Consider the following 24,577-nt stretch of genomic DNA (forward strand, 5'->3'; position numbering starts at 1 on the left):
TTAAATTTTGTAGAAACTATTGTGGTTTTTAGTTGGGGAAGTGAGCATCAGTGGATATTGTCAATAGGTCTGGTAGTCTAATTTATATTGAAAATATCCGACAAACTTGATGCGGTTCATGTATATGAATTGAAAAGGTTATTGCAGTAATCTTATTAACAATTTAGCTACTTCGGTACATTTAAATATTAGGTTTTAGATAGCTTAAAATGATGAAAACACAATCTAGTAAAGCATTGAATAAAGAGTTAGCTCAATGGTATCAGGAAATATTTTCAGGGCAGATTAAATTACCACGGTTCCAAAGATATGAAGCATGGGATAGAGGAAGAATCATAAGTTTCTTAAATACAGTAATCAATAACTTGCCGATAGGTGTCGCCTTGATTCTTGATGTAGCTGGTAAAGAAAAATTTGTTTCACGTTTCATTTCAACCGCAGAACCCCAAAGCTCAGGTACTACTGTAAATCAACATCTATTAGATGGTCAGCAACGTTTAACGGCTTTTTGGAGGGCAATGCATAATAACTACAAGCATGAAAAGTATTTTGTATATTTCCCAGAGTTTGATAAATATGAGAGTAATAAGGGGGAGTCTATAGAAGTTTACTGTGAAAGTAGGTGGCTTAATAAAAATGGTTTAACCATGCCTTTGTGGGCAGACAATCCTCGGGAATCATTTAAACGTGGTTTAGTCCCTGTTGAATTATTGAGACCAACAGATATGGCTAAAGAGGTAGAATCATGGATTCAAGAAGCAACTGAATATCTAGCACCACCAAATATTCCTACGGATATTAAAAGCCTCGATCATGTAGAGGCTTTAGAGTTAATCAGTAGTTTCCAAACTAAATCGGAATCATTTAATAAAACCAAAGAAAGATTAAAGGATCAAATTAATCATCTACGAGAAATTGTCCGACATTATAATTTACCTTATTTAGCCTTGCCGTCAGATACACCGAAAGAAGTGGCACTGCAAGTATTTATCAACATGAATACGAATAGTAAACCACTTTCGTTATATGACATTATCGTAGCTGAAATTGAAAGTGTAACAGGGAAATCACTACATGATCATGAAGCCGAATTACAGCTTAAGGCTCCCAAAGCAATACGCTATGGAAACTTAAGGCACTTAATCTTAGCTACATCAGCACTTTTGCAAGATAAGGTTCCAAACAATCGTGGCATGATTGAAATGGATAAGTCTCAGATTTTAGCATTGTGGCCGAGTCTTACCCGTGGTGTAGATAAAATGACTGATTTATTAGCTCGCTTAGGAGTAATAGATGAGGCACGTCTACCAACTAATGCCATTCTTGCCGTTGTTTCAGCATTATATAAACTGATTCAAGATGATGAAACTGATAAAATTGCTATAAAAGAAAAGGTTTTAAAAGCTTATATATGGCGTTCATTTTTTACAAATCGTTATGAAAATTCAGCAGCTAGTAGGGCATATGCTGATTTTAAGGAAATAAAGAGCTTATTGACGGTTTTAGATAAAGAACCAGACTTCAACGTTCTAGCAAAAATTCCTATTTTTAATGAAAAAGAATATCCATTAGCTGATTTAGATGTACTAAAAGTAGCAGGATGGCCTAAGAATGTTGGTATACAGGCACGCGGTACGTTAACTATTTCAAATTACTTTGGTGCGCATGATTTTGCAGATAATCATAATGTTTCATATGAAAACATATCTAATCGTGAGTACCATCATTTATTTCCAGATGCTTTATTAAAAGATGTGGGTATAAAAAGCTTTGAGGCGATGAATTGTGCTTTAATTACTTGGAAAACTAATAGGACATTAGGTAGACAAGATCCATTAGTTTATATTCAAGAAAGAATAAAAATAACAAAAATTGAAAATGTTAGTATGAGATTCAAAAGTCACTTAATTCCATTTGATTTGTTGAAAGATGCAACTTATGACGGGTTATCTGGTGAGGCTTTAGAGCGAGTGTTGAGGAGTGATTATGAGCAATTTAAAAATGAACGCGCAAAACTGTTTAAAATAGCAATAGGCTATTTGTGTAATGGAGATGATCCAAGTTTAGATGATATTTGGAATGAGTATAGCTTATTGGATGAAAAGTCAGATAGAACCTAAGCTAGTAATACAAAGCTCAGTTTTCGATTATGAATTTGAGTTTATCCATCCATTTGCTGATGGTAATGGGCGAATGAGGCGGCTCTGGGATACTTTAATATTGAGTCGTTGGAATCCAATTTTTACCAATATTCCTGTTGAAAGTCTAATCTATCAAAATCAAAAAGCCTATTACCAAGCATTGCAGATGAGTACCGATCGGACTGATTCAGCACCATTTATAGAATTCATCTTACAGATGATTTTAGATGCAATCCTTAGTTCAACTGATACCGCTCAAGACAGCGATCATGCTACCAGCTCAAGTTGGCGTACAAATGAGCGATCAAGTACAACGTTTGGTTTCGGCAATGAAGCAAGAAGACTATACTTTGGGTGAGTTGATGCAATTGGTCGGATTGACTCATCGAGCAACGTTCCAAAAGAATTATTTGAATCCTGCAATATAGGTGGGTTTAGTTCATCGTACTATTCCAGTTAAATCGAAGAATCCGAAGCAAAAGTATAGATTGAGTTTATAAAACTAAGTGGCGCCATAGGTACACAATCGGTGGCTATTCACAATACCAAAAGCCGCTGGATTACCAACTATGCCTATAGAAATCTAAATCTGCTACAATTATGCCAATTTTGAATTCCCACTTTCTTTAGTTTTAGTACATATTTAGAAATGTGTACATAACTGTGTACATATTGTAGATTTTTCTCATGTTTAAAGATGAATTAGCTAATCAGGTAAAGGTTCGTAGGACTTTTGCTATTATTTCCCACCCAAACTTCTGTCTCCCATGCAATATCACCTAAATATTTACGCATAATGGCACGGTCAGGAAAGGCTGTGACATACACTAAACCAGCACAATTTGAAATACCAATCAAAGTTGTTGAATGAGTCGATATATTATCAGTTAAATGATATATAAAAATTCTGTAGCTATTTTGTAGATTTTAAGATTGTTTTGTTGTGAGATTAGATGTTGTGAGTTGTTGGTAATAAGTAGAATATATTAGTTAAAAACAATTGGTTATGTGGTTTGCTGTCTTCGTATACTGTGATATGTTAGAAAACAACATTGAACTCAAAATCCGCTGTCAGAGATGACGTGTCGGTTCGAGTCCGACCCTCGGGACCAAGATTCAAAGACCCCAAGCTGGTATTAAAGGCTTGGGGTTTTTTAATGCTTATAATTTTGAGTTATTTAAATATTTTTACATCACAATTGTTTCTAAAGAGCTTTAATGTTGAGGCTTGGCTCCTTTTAATAGGAACAGTGATGACGTTTATTGTTTGAATCTTAGCTGCTTTTATTTCAGGAATATTATTGCTGAGTGTGAATGTATTTATTGAGATATATGAAGATTTGAAAGTTCACCAAATTTCCAAAAATTAGACTCTCTGCGGAATTCATTTAAGTTTAAATTTCATGAAAGTTCACGTTTTGTTGCGAATTGGTTCAATCATGAATTGCCTTTTATGTTAAAGTTTGTTAATAGTAAGTGATGGTTTTGACATTTTTTTCTTAGTGATTCGTAAATAACCGTATAACGATAATACACGAGAGGCGGGCATGGCTATTCAATTATTAGAATTACAGCAAGCCGATAAGTTAAGTGCTTGTAAAATTTCGCTTTCTTTGGGCTTGAATTCTGAGCAAAATTTACTTGAACAATTTTTACAGTTTAACCGTAAATTGATGCAAGCCGATACTGCTTTGCTCGCATTCCATCAAGAACCCTACCTTTGGCATTGTTGCGCAGAAAAGTTACAAGTAATTGATATTTCAAAAATTAGTAAAAGTCTAAATACACTATTTGTAAATGGTGATTTGATCGATCAACAACACCCTCAATATCAGAGTTTATTGGCCTTTCTAGCGCCATTCAAACGTAAAATACAAACTGCAATTGCAATACATTTAAGGCATCCAGATCAAACTTCATTGGGATATCTGGTTTTATTTGATGATGTTGCACAAGATTTCAGCGAATTGCAAAAACAATTACTTCAAGAGCACTGTATGAGTTTTATGCAGAAACTGGAGTTAAAGGTCAATCATGACGAACTGAAAGAATTATACGAGCAAGAAGCTGCATTAAACTTTAGTAAAACTAAATTCTTTTCAATTATATCTCATGATCTACGAGCACCATTTCATGGTCTATTAGGTTTCTCTGAAATATTGGCAAAAGAGCGTGACACTTTAGATGAATCTAGCATTCAGAATATCGCGGACTATCTTTACGATACCTCTCAGTCGACCTATAACTTGTTGGAAAGTTTATTAAATTGGTCGATGGCTGAAGGCGGGCGTTTTGTTTACCACCCGATTAATTTTAAGCTACGACAGATTACCAATATTGTTACAGATGTCTTAAAAACACTGGCGATCAAGAAAAATATCCAGTTGATTAATGAAGTGGATGAAAATCTTAAAGTTTATGCTGATATGAATATGATCACTTCCGTGATTCAGAATTTAGTATCCAATGCTCTGAAATTTACTGATATTGATGGTTCTGGCAAAGTCTTTATTCAAGCTCAAACTCAAGGTAACTTTGTTGAAATTTATATTAAAGATACTGGCTTGGGGATGACCCTTGAGCAGATTGAAACGCTATTTCAGCCGAGAATCACGGTCAGTTTTAAAGGTACTGCAGGTGAAAAGGGGGCAGGGCTAGGGCTAACATTGTGTAAACGATTCGTTGATCTAAATCATGGTGAAATTAGTGTTAGCTCGAATGAGGGTGAGGGCACAATCTTTAAAGTTGTATTGCCTGCTGCAAATGAACCAATAGATTTATGTGTAGAACAGCATAAAACTAAAGCGAAATTAGCCTAAAGAGATTTTAAAGATAAGCGTGTAACTGATATAACTAATCCTAGATTATACGAGATTAGCCGAGCCTTTTTATATGAATGCGGAACAGCTACAGAAAACTTTAGTTGCCAGTCAATATGCTGAACAAGTTTTAAATTTATATCAAATACAATTAGAACAAGATTATTGCGAAGATCAATTTCTCCAATCACTTTCTACCGCAAGTATTCATGAAAAAGTTCAACAAGCTGTTGCCGATGTAACAGATGAGCACGCTTGGATGAAAGCATTACGAGTCTTGCGTGCAAAGTTGATGTTTCGCTGGATTTGGCAAGATGCTAATCAACTTACCAATGTGGTGACGCTAACACGTGAACTTTCAGATTTTGCTGATGCCAGTATTTGTGCTGCAAAAGCTTTTGCATTACCGCCTCTATTAGCCAAACATGGCGAACCGATTGGTTATTCAGGTCATTTACAAGATTTGATCGTGATTGGAATGGGGAAACTTGGTGCACAAGAACTTAACCTTTCTAGCGATATTGATCTAATTTTTGCCTTCGATGAGCAAGGTGAAACCAATGGGCGTAAATGTATAGATGTACAGCAGTTCTGCATTCTATGGGGGCAGAAACTGATTTATCTGCTTGATCATATTACCGCAGATGGTTTTGTATTCCGTGTCGATATGCGCTTACGTCCGTGGGGTGATGGTTCAGCTTTGGCGATTAGCCACAGCGGGTTAGAAAAATATTTAAGTCAGCATGGACGTGAATGGGAACGCTATGCTTGGATTAAAGCACGTGTGATTACAGGTGAAAAAGCTGGCGCAGAACTCATGGAAATGTCGCGCCCATTCGTTTTTCGCCGTTATGTCGATTATTCTGCTTTCGCTGCGATGCGTGAAATGAAAGCGATGATTGAACGTGAAGTCATGCGCCGTAATATTGAAGATGATATTAAATTGGGTGCGGGTGGCATCCGTGAAATTGAATTTATTGTTCAAGTTTTTCAGTTAATTTATGGAGGCTCGAAACGTGAATTACAAGATCGTCAATGTTTGGTCAGTCTACATCATTTGGGAAATGCTGAATTACTTGATCAACAGGCTGTAATTGATCTTGAAGATGCTTATTTATTTCTAAGACGGATTGAGCACGCGATTCAAGCACTCAATGACCAGCAAACACAATCTCTACCGACTGAACCTGAATTAAGACAACGTATGTTAGATACTTTAGGGTTTAACGATTGGTCTACTTTCTTAGCTGTTTTGAATCAAAAACGCGACAAAGTTAAAGTTCAGTTTAAACAACTTATTCAGGAAAAGGAATTTGCTGAGCCTGTAGATGACTTTGTTCAGCTTGAGCAAAAACTGAATACTGTATTAGATGATGGTGCAAAGAATCTAATTCAAAACTTTTGGCATGGACAAGCACTAAGAAAAATTCCAGCGAGTGCTTTAGAGCGTTTAAAGAAATTCTGGCCACACTTGATCGAAGCGATCTTACAGTCAGATCAGCCACAAGTCGCTTTGTTGCGATTAATGCCTTTGGTTGAATCTGTACTTCGCCGTACTGTGTATTTGGTCATGCTCATGGAAAGTCGTGGTGCTTTACAACGATTAGTTAAGATGGCGACGGTTAGTCCATGGATTTGTGAAGAGTTAGCACAATATCCAGTCCTGTTAGATGAATTCCTTTCTATGGATTTTGGTTTACCGCAGCGTAAAGATTTAGAAGATTCACTACGTCAACAATTATTACGCATCGAAATTGATCAAGTTGAAGATCAAATGCGCGTTTTACGTCTATTTAAGAAGAGCAATGTCTTAACTGTTGCTGCAAGCGATGTCTTAGCTGAAAGTCCATTAATGAAAGTGTCAGATGCATTGACTGATATTGCTGAAGTTAGCGTCCAGGCGACTCTTAATTTAGCTTATGAAGCGGTTGCTGAGCGACATGGTTATCCTTTAGGCAATAATGGTCAGCGTTGTAGTTTGGATAATAAAGGTTTTGCTGTGATTGGATATGGCAAGCTTGGTGGGATTGAATTGGGTTATGGTTCAGACCTAGATCTCGTTTTTATCCATGCTTTTGAAGAACATGGTGAAACTGATGGTCGTAAAGGTATTAGCGGGGCTGAGTTTGCAATTCGTGTGGCACAAAAGTTTATGTCTTTAATGACGACGCAAACCTTAGATGGGCGTGTTTATGAAATTGATACCCGTTTACGTCCATCAGGTGAGGCAGGGATGTTAGTCACCAGTTTAAAAGCGTATGAGCAATATCAACAAAAAAGTGCGTGGCTTTGGGAGCATCAAGCTTTAGTGCGCGCCCGTTCGATTGCGGGTGATGTAAATTTGTGTCAGCTGTTTGAGCAGATTCGTTGCCAGATTTTGACTCAAAAACGAGATGAAAATGTTGTGCGTGAAGAAGTATTGAAAATGCGTCAAAAAATGAAAGACCATTTGGGATCGTCTTCTGAACAAAAAAAACATGGCATTTTTCATTTAAAACAGGATGCAGGTGGTATCGTTGACATCGAATTTATGGCACAGTATGCAGTGCTTGCATGGGGCGGGACGAATCCAGATCTTGCCCATTATTCTGATAACGTAAGAATTCTTGAAGATGCTGCTCGAGCAGGCTGCTTATCCAGTGAAGATGCCACAGCACTCATCCATGCTTATCTCCGTGAACGAGCTGAGAGCCACCGTTTAGCGCTTGCAAATCAATCTATGCAAGTCAATGCTGCGGATTGGCACGATACCCGAGAGATCGTTTGCAAGTTATGGCAAAGGTTAATTGATCCAACTGCAATAGCATTGGAAAGTGAATGATTGTGTAAAAATTTGGAGTATGTGCCATGAATTTGGCTGATCGTGATGGTTTTATTTGGCAAGATGGAAAATTAGTTGATTGGCGTGATGCAAAAATTCACGTCTTAACACACACATTACACTACAGTATGGGTGTTTTTGAAGGCGTCCGTGCTTATGAAACCCCAAATGGTACAGCAATCTTCCGTTTGCAAGATCACACTAAACGCTTATTAAATTCAGCAAAAATTTATCAAATGAATGTACCATTTGATCAAGCGACTTTAGAGCAGGCGCAGATTGATGTTGTGCGTGAAAATAAATTGGTATCAGCTTATTTGCGTCCTCTCATTTGGATTGGCTCTGAGAAACTAGGAATTGCTGCAACAGATAATACCATCCATGCTGCTGTAGCGGCTTGGTCATGGGGTGCATACCTTGGTGAAGAAGCGATGGCACGTGGTATTCGTGTTAAAACGTCATCATTTACGCACCACCATCCAAACGTGACGATGTGTAAAGCAAAAGCATGTGGTAACTATACTGTATCGATTTTGGCACACCAAGAAGTTGCACGTTCAGGTTATGACGAAGCAATGTTACTTGACCCTCAAGGCTTTGTTTGTCAAGGTGCAGGCGAAAACGTATTCTTGATCAAAGATGGTGTTTTGCATACACCTGACTTGGCAGGCGGTGCGTTAGAAGGGATTACCCGTCAAACCGTAATTACCATTGCCAAAGACCTTGGTTATGAGGTGGTTGAGCGTCGTATCACACGTGATGAGTTTTACATCGCTGATGAAGCATTCTTTACCGGTACTGCTGCGGAAGTAACGCCAATTCGTGAATATGATGACCGTGAAATCGGTTGTGGTTCACGTGGTCCGATTACCACTGTTATTCAAAAAACTTTCTTTGATGCAGTACAAGGTCGTAACGATAAATATGCACATTGGTTGACTTATGTAAAATAAGATCAAACCAGATCAATTAAGCGAAGCTCAGGCTTCGCTTTTTTATTGCTGAGCTGTCAATAGATTGCAACTAAATCATCATCAATCTTTCATTGAACTTGATTACGGTGAACTTTAAGTGCAATTAAAAACAATAGAGAAGCAATGAAAATTACTGTCGTAGGTGCAGGTTATGTCGGCTTATCCAATGCTTTATTATTTTCAAAACAACATGATGTGATAGTATTAGATATCGATAAAACACGCGTAAAGAACATTAATCAGCGCGTATCCCCGATGAGTGATACCTGTATTCAAAACTATTTATCTGAGTCTAATATTGAAGCGACTTGTGACCAAGAACTGGCTTATCAACAGGCTAAATTGATTATTATCGCAACACCCACCAACTACAATCCTGAAACAAATTATTTCGATACATCGAGTATTGAAACTGTTATTCATAGTATTCAAAAAATAAATCCTAAAGCATTGATGTTGATCAAATCTACAGTTCCAGTCGGCTATACAAAAGAACTTTCCAAAAAGCTTGCTTTAAAGAATCTTATTTTTTCTCCTGAATTTCTAAGAGAGGGGCAGGCTTTACAAGATAATTTATACCCGTCACGGATTATTGTAGGGGAAAAGTCAAAGCGAGCCGAGAAAATTGCCAAGCTTTATTTGAAAGCAACCATAAAAAAAGATGCGGTACTGTTATGTGTTGACTCAACGGAAGCAGAAGCAATTAAGCTGTTTTCAAATACTTATTTGGCGATGCGAGTTGCTTTTTTTAATGAGTTGGATACCTATTGTCTAAAAAACAAATTGAGTGCTTTAGATATAATTAAAGGGGTGGGATTAGATCAACGTATTGGTGATCACTATAACAATCCATCCTTTGGTTATGGAGGCTATTGTTTACCCAAAGATACCAAACAGCTTTTAGCCAATTATCATGAAACACCACAAGAATTGATCTCGGCAATTATTCGTTCTAACCAAACCCGTAAACAAGCGATTATTGAAGATATACTGAGTCGAAATGTCACTTGTGTTGGTATTTATCGATTAACCATGAAAGCCGACTCAGATAATTTTAGAGAGTCAGCTGTACATGATGTACTGAGTGGTTTAGCGGATGCGGGAATCCAAATCGTGATCTATGAACCAACTTTGGGTGCGAAAGCGTACCTTGGTCATCCTTTAATGTCGAGTCTACAAAAATTTAAAGCAATCTCTGATTTGATTATTGTCAATCGTATGGTGCCGATGTTTAGTGATGTTATGGAAAAAATCTATACGAGAGACTTATTTGGAATAAATTAGCACTTAAATGATTAAACAAAACTATAAAGAATCATCCTAGTTTGGTGAATTAATAATAATTTTTTTGATAATGCCTATGCTAAGATAGCCCAATATTCAGTGCATATTGTTTTAAAACGCTTGGTACGAAAATCGCAACGCGAAAATAATATCTAAGGCATTAAGGTTATCAGATGGCAGACATTCAACAAGATTCAGCAACTCATGAAGACAATATTATTTTGTGCATGAAATGGGGAACGAAGTACGGTCCAGAATATGTTAATCGTCTGTATAACATGGTCAAACGTCATCTGACTTTACCCTTTAAAATGGTTTGTTTGACGGATCGTAGCGAGGGCATTGATCCAAATGTGCAGTGCTTTCCAATCCCACCGTTAGATCTACCAGCAGGTAGTCCTGAACGTGGTTGGAACAAACTTTCTACTTTCGAGTCAGATTTATATGGTCTAAAAGGCAATGCTTTGTTCTTAGATCTTGATGTTGTGATTGTGGATAACATTGACTGCTTTTTTCAAGAGAAAGGCGAATTTTTAATTATTCATGATTGGAAGCGACCTTGGCGTATCACGGGCAATAGTTCTGTTTATCGTTTTAAATTAGGTAGCTTTCCTCAAATTTTACCGTATTTTCGTGAAAATTTTGATGAGATTCGTCAAAAATTCCGTAATGAGCAAGCTTATTTGTCATGGTTCGTTGATGCACATGGAACTTTGAGTTATTGGAACGAAGATTGGTGTAAAAGTTATAAATATCATTGTTTACAAAAGATACCATTAGCATATGTGAAGCCGCCTGTAAAACCGAAAGGTGCAAAAATTATTATTTTTCATGGCGAAATTAATCCACCTGATGCCGTAAATGGTGGTGGTGGTAAATGGTATCGTTATGTATTGCCTTCTGACTGGATTAAAGATGCTTGGCAGTAATTAGATAATCTGTACATTTATTAATATATTGGGTCAAATCGTGAAAATTTCTTTTTTTTTAATTAATTTGGATTCAAGTGTAGAACGTTTAAATAAAGCAGATACAGAATTGAGTAAACAAAAAATTAACTATACTCGTATTTCAGCTGTTGATGGACGTAAACTCGAACTTTCCTCATATTCAAATTATGATAGTAAAAGATCTCATATTTTTACTGGAAGAGATTTAATAGGTGCTGAAATAGGTTGCTATTTAAGTCATAAAAAAGCAGTTGAAACTTTTTTATTGTCTGGTTCAGATTATGGTGTCATTTTAGAAGATGATTTAAGATTAAATGAGGATTTTAATCAAAAAGTTATAGAAATTATAAGATGGCTGGAAAATAATAAATATACAGATTGGAATGTTATTAACCTAGGTGCAAAAAAGAAAAAACTAACATCTAAAATTGCTGAATTTGGTAACTATGAGCTATTAAATGCTTATTATTTTCCAATATTAGCTATAGGGTTAATTTGGTCAAGAAAAGGTGCACAGGATTTTTTAGAAAAGATTAATGATCAGCCTATTTTTATGCCCATTGATGTAGAGTTACAAGCATGGCTAAGTAAGAATGGTAAAGGCTTATCAGTTTATCCTGCATTAGTACTCCAAAATGGTTCGGAGAGTGATATTGATGCTGGAACCTTAATAAATCAGCAAAAGAGTTTACGTGCAGATCGTTTTTTACCTCGCCAGAAACGGATGTGGATGAATAAATGGAATGCATGTAAAAAGCTTTTAGAGAAATGAATTAGGGTATTAAAAATGAAAGTTTTAATGATCAATTTAGATGGTTCCAAAGATCGTTTACAGCAGCAAAATGAACAATTTGATAAATTAAAAGTTGTATTTGAGCGTTTACCTGCAGTTTCAATTGCTGATTTTAGTAAAGGTGATTATCAAAAATTAGCCTTCAATGGTCAAAGACCAATGAAACAATCTGAGTTAGCTTGTTTTTTGAGTCACAAAAAAGCATGGGAGTACGTTGTTACATTAAATGAACCTTGTGTTGTTTTAGAGGACGATGCTGTTTTAGTGCGAGAATTTAAACAAATTATTAATGCGGTAACTAATTTAGAAAATATCGATTTTATAAATTTAGAGGTGCATGGACGTAGAAAGTTAATTGCAAAATCAGCTACATTTGATTTAACTGATGATCATTTTCGATTATTTAGTTTATATCAAGATAGAAGTGGAACAGGGGGATATATTCTGTACCCAAGTGGTGCAAAAAAACTTCTAGATTTCATGGAAAAGAGAGCCATTGGTTTAGCTGATGAGTTTATTTATAGTTGTAGATCATTAGAAGCTTATCAAATTGAGCCAGCAGTGTTACTTCAGAGCGATAAATGTGAAATGTATGGCGTCAAGCCGATGGACGATATGCATTCAATTATCGGGCAAGTTAAAAATACAGTTTCTTTTGAATTATCTATAATAGAAAAAATTCAATTTAAATATAGAAGAATAATAGCTCAAATTATTTTGGGCTATTATTACCTTTTATTTATGTGTAAAGGTGCTGTTAAAAGAGAAATTAAGGTTGAACCTAAGCGATTTGATTAACCAAAGATTTTTGCTTTAGTTTTTTGCCACCATGTTGTTTTAGGTGGATTAGCTAAGCTATTTTCCCAGCCAATATGATGACATACACCATTTTTTAAGAAAAGATTATATTGGTTTCTTTTTCGGAACCAACGTGAAATATGTCGTTCTTTTCTAAAGTTCTGAAACCCTTGTGTTGCTTTCCACATAGTAATCGGTGAAATATGGGGGTTAAAAGTGAAACCGTGCCATTGATCATGCAGTTTAGTAAGTTTTGCAGTAGTTATATCACTATTTTGAATAAATTGGATCTTATTAAATTCTTCTTCTGTAAAAGAAAAGTCAGATAACTTTCTTAATACAATAGAGGTTGCTGAAGAGTCATTTTTTAAAATATTTATATATTCTTCAATTTGAATAGGTTGATCAAATAGCCAATCATCTTCACAATGAAAAATGTAATTCGTCTTAACTTGAGCATACATTAAATCCACGGCTTTGTGATGTCCAACTTGTTCTGAAAGGTTAATCAGTATCCCTGTAGGACATAGTTCTCGAAAAACTTGATTGGTTTCCTCATCACGAAAATCATTGATTGCAATAATATGTTCAAAACTAATCTGGTTGAATAGGCTTTCTAGGGTTTGACGTAATAGTTCTGGGCGTCGGCCAATAGTAAGGCAAAGTGTAATATCTTGTGCTTTCAACGATCATTCTCCAGAACAGTTCATAGCCAATATGATTGTAGATATTTGTGATTGTAGGACGAATTCATTGTATACTCAAATAATATTGAATACACTGCAACTACAATAATGCTGGAGATTTGTTAGGTTATTTTACGATGAAAAATTATGTCATAAGTTTAAAAACAGCCTCAGATCGAAGACAGCATATTGAAAATCAATTTAGTCATCATCAAGTTGAATATCAATTTTTTAATGCATTAACGCCAGATTTAGCGGCAACCATGGCTGATAAATTAAAATTAAATGTAAATGAAAAATTTTTAGCGAAAACTGAATTAGCATGTTTTATGAGCCACGTTGCGCTTTGGCAAAAAATGCTCGATGAAAATATTAGTTATATGGCAATTTTTGAAGATGATATCTATTTAGGTGATGATGCAAATTTTTATTTGAATAGTCATGACTGGATTGATCCAGATTGGAATATAATAAAGATTGAAGCATTTAATGAGCGTGTTTTGATCGGGAAACCATATGTCCAATTGGAAAAGGGGAATCGGTCTATATATAAATTAAAAAGCTGTAATTTAGGTACGGCTGGTTATATACTTTCTATAAAAGGGGCAAAAGAATATTTAGAATACATTCAATCTGTTGAATTAATACCTTTGGATCAATTGATGTTTAATCAGTATATTTTAAATAAAAAAAATAATATTTATCAAATGAATCCAGCGCTATGTATTCAGGAAATGATTTTATACCCTGAAAAGAGCAAAACCTCTTTGGTTAGTGATTTATATAATGAGCGTCAACAAAGAATGAAAAAGAATAAAAAGAAAGGGTGGTCTAAAATAAAACTAGAAATTTATCGAATATATATGCAATTATTTAGCATTATTGCTTATAAAACTATTAAGTTTAAATAATGAGAAATATAATTATGAGTGATATTAATCAAAAAACTGTAGCCGTCTTATACATCGCAACTGGACGATACACTGTTTTTTGGAAATATTTCTATGAATCTGCTGAGAAATATTTATTAAATAACTGTTTAAAGCATTATTTTGTTTTTACAGATAGTTCAGAGGATATTGCTGGGAAAAGTAAGGATAATGTTACTTGTATACAGCAAAATAAATTAGGCTGGCCTTATGATACATTAATGCGCTTTGATATTTTTTTATCGATCAAGGATCAACTAGAAGCATTTGATTATGTATTTTTCTTTAATGGAAATTCTGAAATAGTATCTAAAATCACTTCAGATGATCTACTACCATTAAGAGAAGATCAAAAGTTAGTATTTGCTCATCAGCCACATATGTTTCATTTATCCAAACGTAAATTTACATATGATAGAAATCCTGAATCTTCAGCCTATATTCCAAACGGTCAAGGCCAATATTATTTTATGGGTGGGATTAATGGGGGAGAGACATCAGCATACTTAGAAATGTGTGAAAAATTAAATCAGAATATAAAATCTGATTTAGAGAAAGACGTTATTGCGCTATGGCATGATGAAAGCCATTTAAATAAATATGCATTAAACCGTGATGATGTAAAAATTTTACCACCTCTTTTTAGTCGTGGTGAGTATGAATACTGGAAAAAAACATCAAAAGTAGTATTCCTAGACAAATCACATTATCGATTTGGTGGACATGCATATTTACGTGGTGAGAGTGAGCATAAAATTAGTCAGGTAGAATGGGAAAATGCAAATACAAAACAATCAAAATTCTACAAAGTTAGATTCAAACAATTTATCAAATCTCTTTTCTTATGAGACTGATTTTGTACGTTTAATTCATAGGCTGCATAAAAAGCCTTGGCGAATTTTGTACTTTGGATTCATCCCAAAAAAATTAAGAAAGAAATATAATCTGATAGCAGACCGATCTAAACAAGCATCAGTGGCTGATGCTTGGGAGAAAATAATTAATCTATATCAAGATAATAAAATTGAACATTTTCAACTGAAACCAAAGAAGGCCTTTCTAGATCAAAAAATAATTTGGCAATATTGGGCGCAAGGCATTAATCATGGTCAGTTACCTGAAATTGTTAATTTATGCTTTAAATCAGTAGATAAATACTGTACTGATTTTAAAATTATCCGATTGGATGATAGTAATATAAATGATTATTTGGATTTGCCTGACTTTGTATATTTAAAGAAACAGAACCCTGAATTTAAACATGCTTTTTTTGCGGATTTAATTCGATTAGCATTACTTGATGTTTATGGGGGTATTTGGTTAGATGCAACTATTATGTTAACGTCTCCAATTAAAGAAAATATTACTAATTCTGATTTTTTTATGTTTCAAAGATCATCAGAAGCTAAAAATAAACGTTATTGGTCTGAGTATAATTCTGATTACTTTGGTTGGGATAGTAATCACCGTATTAATGTTCTAAATAGTTTTATTGTTGGGAAAAAAGGAAATATTGTTATACACACATGTTTAGATCTATTGTTGAATTTTTGGAAGACGCAAAATAATATTCCCCATTACTTTTTCTTCCAAATTTTATTTGATGTTTTAATAAATAAGTACTTTCCAGATCAAAAATCTATAATTATAGATGATACTTTACCTCATTTATTACAATCTAAAGCCAATAATTTTTATGATCAGGCTGAATTTAATAGAATTCTTAGTCTAATTAATATTCATAAAATGACATATATTGCTAATTCGCTCCAGAACTCTTTTTATAATTATTTAAAAGATAATATTTAGTTTGAACTAAGGTGATCTCATGAAATTTATGTATCGCTATACTAGATTAAGAGTATGGTTCTATAGAAAATTCTTTTCTAATATTCGTAAATTGAAATTTACGGGGAAAATATTACAAGCTACACAATTTATCGGAACTGGAGAGATTTTTGTTCAGAATGTAGAGTTAGGCGTTTTTCCATCTCCATATTTTACTAATGGAGTGGGGTATATAGAAGCTAGAAATACTACTGCTAAAATTGAAATTTTAGATAACACCTTTATAAATAATAACTTTGTAATGATTGCTGATCGGACAGAAATTTCAATTGGACGTAGATGCTTAATAGGTACTAATTTTTTCGTCACTGACTCAGATTTTCATGGCTTGGCCATTAATAATAGAACCAATGGAAATTATGAATGCTTACCAGTAAAAATTGGAGACGATGTTTTTATTGGATCTGATGTGAAAATACTGAAGGGGGTAAAGATTGGTCAAGGTGCAGTCATTGCAAATGGTGCAATTGTTGTGAAAGATGTGCCACCATTGACAATTTTTGCAGGTATACCTGCAAAATTTGTCAAGAATATTCCTGTAGATTAACTTTGTTTTGAAAAATATCTATTTTGAAGATAAATCAAATAATATTTACAACGAAGCATTAATGATTTGATAGGACTTTCTTTTCTTAGTGGTCTAATTTTTATTATTTTTTGTATGGTATATACCGCAGACGGATATAATTTATGATCTCGATATTGCATTGCGATTTTTAACATTTCTTCATACATCATATCTTGATTTTTACTCATATTTTCGTCATGTGATCGATAATTTACAAGCGGATAAGGGATGTAGATAATTTCTTTATCCAAGTTCGATAGACGTAATAATAGATCCCAATCTTCAATTTTTGTTTGAGGATTAAATCCACCTACCTTTTGAAGAGTTGCAGTATCTATCATTTGTGACGAAGCAGGTAAATCATGCTGATTTAAAAAGATCTCACTAAAGTAAGTTTTTTTAAAACTTCTGACACGTTGGTCTATGATCTTGTTATGTTTATCTATAATATTTACACCTCCAAAGCAAGCAATAGCTTCAGGATATTCACGCAAAGCTTGAATTTGTAATTCAATTTTTTCAGGTTGAATCATATCATCAGAAGCTAATGTGCAAAAATATTCTCCATTTGCCCATTTTAATGCTTCATTTAGAGTATTACATAACCCTTTATTCTCTCTATATCTAAATTCAAATCGACTAAATCTATTTGTACAAATTGAAATTAATTCTTGAATTTTTAATACAGAATTATCTTTAGAACCATCATCTATAATAATTAGTTCAATGTTTGAATAAGATTGATCAATAATACTTTGGATACTATCTTGAACATATTGCTCATGGTTATAACAAGGAATAGCAATTGTTACTAAAGGTGGGGTAGTCATTGATGTCATGATAATTTAAATCCATTACAGACATCTACGATGAATTGAGCATCCTTTAAGCTAAGGGTGGGTCCCATAGGCAAACTCAATACTTCAGAATGAATTGTTTCTGAAATTGGAAAGCTTGAGTTGTTCCATTCCTGATAAGCTTGTTGTTTATGTGGGGGAATAGGGTAATGAATCAAAGTTTGTATACCCTGTTCAGCTAGGTGCTTTTGTAAAGCTTCACGATGTTCGGTTCGAATCACAAATAAATGCCAAACATGTTGCTTATCATCTAAAGCATTAATTTGCATTTTAGGAAGTTGAATTAAAGAATTATTAATATTTTCTAAATAAAGTGCGGCAATCTTACGACGGTGTAAAGTCTCTTGATCTAGAAATTTAAGTTTAATATCCAAGATAGCGGCTTGAATTTCATCTAAACGACTATTTACACCTTGTACAAGATTTTTATATTTTTCATGTGAACCATAATTGCGTAATGCTCTAAGCATATTGGCAAGCTCTAGATCATTCGTTGTTATTGCGCCAGCATCACCTAATGCACCAAGGTTTTTACCAGGATAAAAACTAAATCCGGATGCATGTCCCCAATTCCCAGCTTTTCTACCTTTAACTTCTGCACCATGGCTTTGAGCAGAATCCTCTAAAACTAATAAGTCATATTGATCTGCAATTTGCATAATTTCAGGCATTGCTGCAAGCTGACCATATAGATGAACTGGTAAAATAACTTTTGTCTTATTTGTAATAGCTGCTTCAATTTTTGTAGGATCAAGATTGAAGGTATCTGGATCAGGTTCAATAAGGACAGGTTTAAGCTGATTAGCGCTAATGGCTAAAATACTGGCAATATAAGTGTTTGAAGGAACAATAACTTCATCACCGGCTTTTAATTTACCTAACTCTTTCCAAGCTCTTAATGTCAAAATAAGAGCATCTAAACCATTGGCTACGCCGATTGCATATTTGGTTCCGCAAAATTTTGCAAAATTCAGTTCGAATTGTTCGAGTTCTTTTCCACCAATATACCATCCAGAGTCAATAACTCGTGTACAGGCTTCAATGAGTTGCTCGCGGTATTGTTGATTAATATTTTTAAGATCAAGAAAAGGAATCATTGTCCAATATACCCTTTAATTTTTGCTGGATTGCCGACCATAATTGCATTTTCTGGTACATCTTTTGTTACGACTGCACCTGCACCAATCATTGCATTCTTTCCTATTCGAATACCTGGCAAGATAGTTGCATTCGCGCCAATACTCGCGCCTTGTTCTACAACAGTATTTGCGAAGCTTTCAGGATACTGTTTTGATCGTGGTTTTTTATCGTTGGTAAAAGTGACGCATGGACCAATAAACACATTATCTTCTAAGCTGATTCCATCCCAGATGTAGACACCAGACTTTATGGTTACATTGTTTCCAATTCGGACATCATTCTCGATTAAGGTATGGGCACAAATATTACATCCAGAACCAATTACCGCATTTTTGAGAATAACACTATATTGCCAAACACGGGTATTCTGACCTATATGAGGGCTATGTACATCAGATAATGGATGAATAAATGGACGATTTACAACGCTGAGAAATTCATCATAACTACGGATATAATCGCTTTCGTCATAATGTTCACTTGCCAACACTAATAATACACAATCTTCTGAAAAGTCATGCATTTCGTGCCAAACAAGAGGTGGTATCCTTAACCCTTTATTGGCTTGATCCATCCATACTTCTTGCTTTTCACTACCATTATCCATAATCATTCTGCATTTTCCCTTTATACAGAATGCAACCTGATGTAGCTCTTTATGGGCATGAAAACCGCGGGGAATATCTGGTTTTGCATCGAAAATATAGTAGATACGATTTACTTTAAAAGGAATATTTTTGCTGGCCTCTGCAACAACAAGACCACCACGTTCGTCACCTAAATTTGGTAAGTCAATCCAATCAATCAGTTTCATAATTCACTCACTAATGATACCAAATATTGACCATAATCATTTTTATTCATACTTTGGCCGATTTCTAGAACTTGTTCTTTGCTTAGCCAGCCGTTGTTAAACGCAATTTCTTCTAGGCATGCTACTTTGTAGCCTTGACGTTTTTCAATCGTTTCTACAAATTGTGCTGCTTCAAGTAAGCTTTCATGTGTGCCTGTGTCGAGCCAAGCAAAACCTCGACCAAGTAACTCAACATTTAAGTCGCCGCGCTCTAAGTACATTTGATTCACAGTCGTGATTTCTAATTCACCACGTTCAGATGGTTTAACTTTTTTTGCGATTTCCACAACATCATTATCATAGAAATATAGACCAGTTACAGCAAAATGTGATTTTGGCTGTTTAGGTTTTTCTTCCAGAGAAACGGCACGTTTTTGTTCATCAAACTCAACCACACCAAAACGTTCAGGATCTTTAACTTGATATCCAAAGACGGTCGCGCCTTTTTGACGAGCGACAGCTTGACGTAGCATTGGTGTAAAGCCCTGACCATAAAAAATATTGTCGCCAAGAACAAGGCATACATTACTTTTGCCAATAAACTGTTCACCAATAATGAATGCTTGGGCTAAACCATCGGGACTCGGTTGGATTGCGTAACTCAATTCAATACCCAATTGAGAACCATCACCAAGTAAACGTTTAAATCCGTCAATATCATCAGGTGTACTAATAATGAGAACTTCACGAATACCTGCCAACATTAATACTGAAAGTGGATAATACACCATCGGTTTATCGTAAATTGGGAGTAATTGTTTAGAAACGCCTTTGGTAATAGGATAGAGGCGAGTACCTGAACCGCCAGCAAGAATAATACCTTTCGTCGACATTATAGATTTACCCCTAATCTTTCACGTTGATAGCTGCCATCCTGAACGTGGCGACACCATTCTAAATTATTTAAATACCACTCAATTGTTTTACGAATACCTGTTTCAAATGTCTCTAGAGGTTTCCAGCCAAGTTCATTTTCTATTTTTGAGGCATCAATTGCATAACGTAAATCGTGTCCTGGACGGTCTTTTACAAAAGTAATTAAGTTTTCATAAGGTTGAGCATTATTTTGTGGTCTTAATTGATCCAGAATTCTGCAAATGGTTTTCACCACTTCAATATTCTGTTTTTCATTATGCCCACCGATATTGTAAGTTTCTCCAACCGTACCATGAGTGACAACTTGATATAAGGCTCTTGCATGATCTTCAACGAATAACCAATCACGGATTTGATTACCAGTTCCATAGATAGGGAGTGCTTTACTATCTAAGGCATTCAGAATAACTAAAGGAATTAATTTCTCAGGAAAGTGATATGGGCCATAATTATTAGAGCAATTTGTTACAATAGTTGGTAGACCATAGGTCCGTTGCCAAGCCCGAACCAAATGGTCGGAACTCGCTTTACTGGCTGAATAAGGTGAGCTTGGTGCATATGGTGTTGTTTCAGTAAATAAATCCGTAGTCCCATCCAAATCACCATAAACCTCATCTGTTGAAATATGGTGAAAGCGAAAATTTAATTTTTTAATTTCGTCTAATCGCTGCCAATGTTTACGTGCTGCTTCTAATAAGGTGTATGTGCCAACAATATTGGTTTGAATAAATGTACTTGGCCCATCTATAGAACGGTCAACATGTGACTCGGCAGCTAAGTGCATGATTGCATCAGGTTGAAACTGTTCAAAAATCTGTTCTAGTTTTGAAGCATCACAAATATCAACTTGTTGAAATTGATAGCGTGGATTCTGATCAATTTCTTTTAGTGATTCTAGATTTCCCGCATATGTAAGTTTGTCTATATTAAGAACTTCATCATTTGTATTTTTAATAATGTGACGTATGACACTTGAACCAATAAATCCAGCCCCACCTGTAACTATAATCCGCATAAAATATTTTCCTTCAAGAATTTAAATGGTTAAATTCATAAATTATTTAAAAAAGTTAATTTCTAAAATTTATATGGTTTATCGATAAAATAAAAAATAGTCACTCATAAAACGTTGTATGATCAGCCCCTCTAAACCGCTTATATCCCCACATATATTCAGCAGGAAAGCGGTTGATCATCTGTTCAACTGCTTTATTGAGTGCCGCAGTTGCGATCTCAATATCGCGATCGTATAACTCAGGATCATTCAGATCATCGCAATACACATCAAATCCTTCACCATCTTCACGACGGAAACAGCTTAATCCCACCAGACGACATTGCGTTTTTTGCGCCATTTTGCTTGCAAGTGTACTGGTTAAACAGGGAATTCCAAAAAAAGGAACGATAACCCCGCCTGAAGGTTGAGGAACATGATCAGGTAAAATTACGCTAAAACCACCTTGTTTTAGATTTTTAAACAAGGCTTTTACACCATTTGCATCCGTTGGAACTAAGGTGGCATTTAACCGTTGGCGAGCATGCAAAGCAAACGCATTAAATCCTGAATCTTTCATGGGTTTGTACATAATGGTAGGTGTACCATACTGATTGACCCATGCATTCATCATTTCCCATGTACCCAAATGCGGAGTAATAATCAAAGCACCACGCGGATCACTTAAAGCATTTGTTAATACTTCTAAATTATGTACAGTACGAATTTGCTGAATACTCCATTCAGGAGGCATTGCCCAACATTTCCCTGATTCAATATAACTCAGACATTGTTTGGTGACACTCTCTCGAGCAAGCTGTTCTTTTTGATCTGAAGAAAGTTTTGGGTAGGCTAAACCAATATTAATTCTGGTTTTCCAAAGCATACTCTTATCAGGATTTTGATTGATAAAGTAGGCAGCCACTTTTGCAATACTACGCAAAAATGTTAGAGGGAGAATACGTAGTAAAGTACTGTAAAACGACATCGCAATTAATCTTGCTTATCTGTATTGCCTTTGAGCACCATATAAATTAGTGCTACAAAAATCAATAACGCACCTACAAGACTACTGACGCAGAAATATAAAATACGTTGATTGGTGGTCATATTGAAAAGTTCATTTGCTAAGATGTAACGCATAAAAAACCATTGAGCAAGTGAAAACACAATAATCACAATTGTGTGTCGACGTACATCAGGACGCATTGCCATAAGGCTGACCTCTCAATAAAAAAGCAGCTTATTATGCCATTACGCTGCATGATCGCAAAGTAAAACCATGTAATATAAAAAAACCCTGCATTAAGCAGGGTCTTATTCAGCAATTAATTGAAAAAATTACTTTTCTTCAGCTTTTGCTTTTTCACGTAAACGAATACCGAGGTCACGTAATTGATTCGCTTCAACAGGCGCTGGCGCTTGAGTTAATGGACATTCAGCAGTCTTAGTTTTCGGGAATGCAATCACATCACGAATCGAAGATGCGCCTGTCATGAGCATGATCAAGCGGTCAAGACCAAATGCCAAACCACCGTGCGGAGGCGCGCCATAACGTAATGCATTCAGTAAGAAGCTGAATTTTTCTTCTGCTTCTTCTTCACCAATACCTAAAGCTTCAAAAATCGCTTTTTGCATCTCTAAGGTATAAATACGCAGTGATCCACCACCGATCTCAGTACCATTGAGTACCATATCGTATGCAACAGACAATGCTGCACCTGGATTGCTCTTCACTTCTTCAACACTTGATTTTGGTAGTGTGAATGGGTGATGCACAGAAGTCCATTTGCCATCATCAGTTTCTTCGAACATTGGGAAATCAACAACCCAAAGTGGTGCCCACTCACAAGTTGCAAGATTCAAGTCATGACCGATTTTCACACGAAGTGCGCCCATTGCATCATTTACAACTTTTGCTTTATCCGCACCGAAGAATACGATGTCGCCATTTTCAGCACCGACACGTTTTAATAAATCGAGTACGATTGGCTCGATGAATTTAACGATTGGTGATTGTAAACCTTCGATGCCTTTTTCAAGTTCATTGACTTTGATGTAAGCCAAGCCTTTAGCACCGTAGATGCCTACGAATTTAGTGTATTCGTCGATCGCGCTACGTGGGAGTGAACCAGCACCCGGTACACGTAAAGCGACAATGCGACCTTTAGGATCTTTTGCAGGACCAGCAAAAACTTTGAACTCAACGTCTTGCATTAAGTCTGCAACGTCAACTAATTTCAATGGAATACGCATATCTGGTTTGTCAGATGCATAATCACGCATTGCATCGTTATAGGTCATACGTTCAAATTTATCGAATTTTACATTCAATAATTCGTTGAACATTTTAACCGTTAAGCCTTCCATTAAATCCATGATGTCATCGTCACTCATGAACGATGTTTCAACGTCGATTTGGGTAAATTCAGGCTGACGATCCGCACGTAGATCTTCGTCGCGGAAACATTTAGCGATTTGGTAATAACGATCGATACCACCCACCATTAACAACTGTTTGAACAATTGTGGTGATTGTGGAAGTGCATAGAAGCTACCATTTGAAACACGGCTTGGTACTAAATAGTCACGTGCGCCCTCAGGAGTTGCACGAGTCAAGATCGGTGTTTCAACGTCTAGGAAACCGTGATCTTCAAAGTAGTTACGAATCAAATTTGTAACTTTAGAACGGAAGCGTAAGCGATCTAACATTTCTGGACGACGAATGTCCAAGAAACGGTATTTCAAACGAATTTCTTCTGAAATATTGGTATTTTCGTCATTCAATGGGAATGGAGGTGTTTCAGAAGCAGCAAGAACTTCGATTTCTTTTGCTAAAACTTCGATTTGACCACTCACCATGTTAGCATTTTCAGTACCTTCATAGCGACGACGTACACGACCTGTAATTTTTAACACAAATTCAGAGCGTGCTTTATCCGCAGTTGAGAAAGCTTCTGGTGTATCAGGATCAATTACGACTTGAACTAAACCATCACGGTCACGCATATCAAGGAAAATTACACCACCATGGTCACGGCGACGATGAACCCATCCGCATAAAGTAACTGTTTGATCGATTTGGGCTTCAGTTAAAGAGCCACAGTAATGAGTGCGCATCATATTGAATTATTTATCCAAACTATATTGGCTATAAGGTGAATGCGTAAACAGCGCATCACCAATGAAGGGGAGATTATGCCTTGTTGAACATATTGTCTCAAGTCTTAATGTTTTCAACAGAAT

The 24,577-nt window shown here is 35.5% G+C and carries 22 protein-coding genes and 1 pseudogene; 13 read left to right on the top strand and 10 right to left on the bottom strand.

What is annotated here, in order from left to right:
- The first annotated feature begins 209 nt into the window (after positions 1-209).
- Together AAV96_RS17260 and AAV96_RS17265 are read left to right on the top strand one after the other, a co-directional pair.
- Positions 210-2,120, top strand: a complete 1,911-nt coding sequence (locus AAV96_RS17260; RefSeq protein ID WP_052750607.1) for a DUF262 domain-containing protein — start codon at positions 210-212, stop codon at positions 2,118-2,120.
- A gap of 7 nt (positions 2,121-2,127) precedes the next feature.
- Positions 2,128-2,641 (top strand): annotated as a pseudogene (locus tag AAV96_RS17265) (Fic family protein); the annotation flags it as partial.
- Positions 2,642-2,843: 202 nt separating this feature from the next.
- On the opposite strand, the gene AAV96_RS18150 reads toward AAV96_RS17265, so the two are convergent.
- Positions 2,844-2,969, bottom strand: coding sequence for a BsuBI/PstI family type II restriction endonuclease (locus AAV96_RS18150; RefSeq protein ID WP_264673825.1), 126 nt, complete (start codon positions 2,967-2,969; stop codon positions 2,844-2,846).
- Between the two features lie 719 nt (positions 2,970-3,688).
- Between AAV96_RS18150 and AAV96_RS17270 the strand changes: the two genes are divergently transcribed.
- The 7 genes from AAV96_RS17270 (at position 3,689) to AAV96_RS17300 (ending at position 12,580) form a co-directional block, all read left to right on the top strand.
- On the top strand, positions 3,689-4,960 hold the full coding sequence (locus AAV96_RS17270; protein ID WP_046740205.1) for a sensor histidine kinase: 1,272 nt from the start codon (positions 3,689-3,691) through the stop codon (positions 4,958-4,960).
- 73 nt (positions 4,961-5,033) lie between these two features.
- Positions 5,034-7,781, top strand: coding sequence for a bifunctional [glutamate--ammonia ligase]-adenylyl-L-tyrosine phosphorylase/[glutamate--ammonia-ligase] adenylyltransferase (gene glnE, locus AAV96_RS17275; protein WP_046740206.1), 2,748 nt, complete (start codon positions 5,034-5,036; stop codon positions 7,779-7,781).
- Between the two features lie 26 nt (positions 7,782-7,807).
- Entirely contained in the window at positions 7,808-8,734 is a 927-nt protein-coding gene (locus tag AAV96_RS17280; RefSeq protein ID WP_004664837.1) for a branched-chain amino acid transaminase, read from the top strand.
- Positions 8,735-8,878: 144 nt separating this feature from the next.
- Positions 8,879-10,039: a nucleotide sugar dehydrogenase gene (locus AAV96_RS17285; RefSeq protein WP_046740207.1), complete on the top strand. Its 1,161-nt coding sequence runs from the start codon at positions 8,879-8,881 to the stop codon at positions 10,037-10,039.
- 173 nt (positions 10,040-10,212) lie between these two features.
- Entirely contained in the window at positions 10,213-10,968 is a 756-nt protein-coding gene (locus AAV96_RS17290; protein ID WP_046740208.1) for a hypothetical protein, read from the top strand.
- Between the two features lie 40 nt (positions 10,969-11,008).
- On the top strand, positions 11,009-11,761 hold the full coding sequence (locus AAV96_RS17295; RefSeq protein WP_046740209.1) for a glycosyltransferase family 25 protein: 753 nt from the start codon (positions 11,009-11,011) through the stop codon (positions 11,759-11,761).
- A 15-nt stretch (positions 11,762-11,776) separates the two neighbouring features.
- Complete coding sequence (locus tag AAV96_RS17300; protein ID WP_046740210.1) at positions 11,777-12,580, top strand: glycosyltransferase family 25 protein; 804 nt, start codon at positions 11,777-11,779, stop codon at positions 12,578-12,580.
- On the opposite strand, the gene AAV96_RS17305 is transcribed toward AAV96_RS17300, so the two are convergent.
- The gene (locus tag AAV96_RS17305; protein WP_046740211.1) at positions 12,577-13,266 is read right to left on the bottom strand and encodes a glycosyltransferase; all 690 of its coding nucleotides are present in this window, start codon (positions 13,264-13,266) and stop codon (positions 12,577-12,579) included. The two genes, AAV96_RS17300 and AAV96_RS17305, sit on opposite strands and share 4 nt — an antisense overlap.
- A gap of 137 nt (positions 13,267-13,403) precedes the next feature.
- Between AAV96_RS17305 and AAV96_RS17310 the strand changes: the two genes are divergently transcribed.
- From AAV96_RS17310 to AAV96_RS17325, 4 genes are read left to right on the top strand one after another with little or no spacing between them, the layout of a single operon-like run.
- Positions 13,404-14,177, top strand: coding sequence for a glycosyltransferase family 25 protein (locus AAV96_RS17310; protein ID WP_046740212.1), 774 nt, complete (start codon positions 13,404-13,406; stop codon positions 14,175-14,177).
- Positions 14,178-14,191: 14 nt separating this feature from the next.
- Positions 14,192-15,043 carry a family 6 glucosyltransferase gene (locus AAV96_RS17315; RefSeq protein WP_046740213.1) on the top strand — a complete coding sequence of 284 codons (852 nt, stop codon included), beginning with the start codon at positions 14,192-14,194 and terminating at the stop codon, positions 15,041-15,043.
- Positions 14,973-16,004 carry a capsular polysaccharide synthesis protein gene (locus AAV96_RS17320; RefSeq protein ID WP_046740214.1) on the top strand — a complete coding sequence of 344 codons (1,032 nt, stop codon included), beginning with the start codon at positions 14,973-14,975 and terminating at the stop codon, positions 16,002-16,004. The genes AAV96_RS17315 and AAV96_RS17320 overlap by 71 nt, the downstream gene beginning before the upstream one ends.
- A 19-nt stretch (positions 16,005-16,023) precedes the next feature.
- Entirely contained in the window at positions 16,024-16,590 is a 567-nt protein-coding gene (locus AAV96_RS17325) for an acyltransferase (RefSeq protein WP_046740215.1), read from the top strand.
- On the opposite strand, the gene AAV96_RS17330 is transcribed toward AAV96_RS17325, so the two are convergent.
- The 8 genes from AAV96_RS17330 to aspS all read right to left on the bottom strand — a co-directional run bounded on the left by AAV96_RS17330 (position 16,587) and on the right by aspS (position 24,454).
- Positions 16,587-17,450, bottom strand: coding sequence for a glycosyltransferase family 2 protein (locus AAV96_RS17330; protein ID WP_046740216.1), 864 nt, complete (start codon positions 17,448-17,450; stop codon positions 16,587-16,589). The genes AAV96_RS17325 and AAV96_RS17330 overlap by 4 nt on opposite strands.
- Positions 17,447-18,565, bottom strand: a complete 1,119-nt coding sequence (locus AAV96_RS17335; protein ID WP_046740217.1) for a DegT/DnrJ/EryC1/StrS family aminotransferase — start codon at positions 18,563-18,565, stop codon at positions 17,447-17,449. The genes AAV96_RS17330 and AAV96_RS17335 overlap by 4 nt, the downstream gene beginning before the upstream one ends.
- The gene (locus AAV96_RS18060; RefSeq protein ID WP_081407502.1) at positions 18,562-19,422 is read right to left on the bottom strand and encodes a WxcM-like domain-containing protein; all 861 of its coding nucleotides are present in this window, start codon (positions 19,420-19,422) and stop codon (positions 18,562-18,564) included. The genes AAV96_RS17335 and AAV96_RS18060 overlap by 4 nt, the downstream gene beginning before the upstream one ends.
- Positions 19,419-20,294 (bottom strand): glucose-1-phosphate thymidylyltransferase RfbA, encoded by an 876-nt coding sequence (gene rfbA, locus AAV96_RS17350; RefSeq protein ID WP_046740218.1) that lies wholly within the window; start codon positions 20,292-20,294, stop codon positions 19,419-19,421. The genes AAV96_RS18060 and rfbA overlap by 4 nt, the downstream gene beginning before the upstream one ends.
- Positions 20,294-21,352 carry a dTDP-glucose 4,6-dehydratase gene (rfbB, locus tag AAV96_RS17355; RefSeq protein ID WP_046740219.1) on the bottom strand — a complete coding sequence of 353 codons (1,059 nt, stop codon included), beginning with the start codon at positions 21,350-21,352 and terminating at the stop codon, positions 20,294-20,296. Before rfbB ends, rfbA begins: the two co-directional genes overlap by 1 nt.
- Positions 21,353-21,452: 100 nt before the next feature.
- Positions 21,453-22,319 carry a lysophospholipid acyltransferase family protein gene (locus AAV96_RS17360; protein ID WP_046740220.1) on the bottom strand — a complete coding sequence of 289 codons (867 nt, stop codon included), beginning with the start codon at positions 22,317-22,319 and terminating at the stop codon, positions 21,453-21,455.
- Between the two features lie 5 nt (positions 22,320-22,324).
- Complete coding sequence (locus tag AAV96_RS17365; protein WP_004664817.1) at positions 22,325-22,546, bottom strand: hypothetical protein; 222 nt, start codon at positions 22,544-22,546, stop codon at positions 22,325-22,327.
- Between the two features lie 126 nt (positions 22,547-22,672).
- Positions 22,673-24,454, bottom strand: a complete 1,782-nt coding sequence (aspS, locus tag AAV96_RS17370) for an aspartate--tRNA ligase (protein ID WP_046740221.1) — start codon at positions 24,452-24,454, stop codon at positions 22,673-22,675.
- Positions 24,455-24,577 lie beyond the last annotated feature (123 nt).

The sequence above is a fragment of the Acinetobacter sp. AG1 genome, assembly GCF_001005525.1.
GTDB classification, from domain to species: Bacteria; Pseudomonadota; Gammaproteobacteria; order Pseudomonadales; family Moraxellaceae; genus Acinetobacter; species Acinetobacter modestus.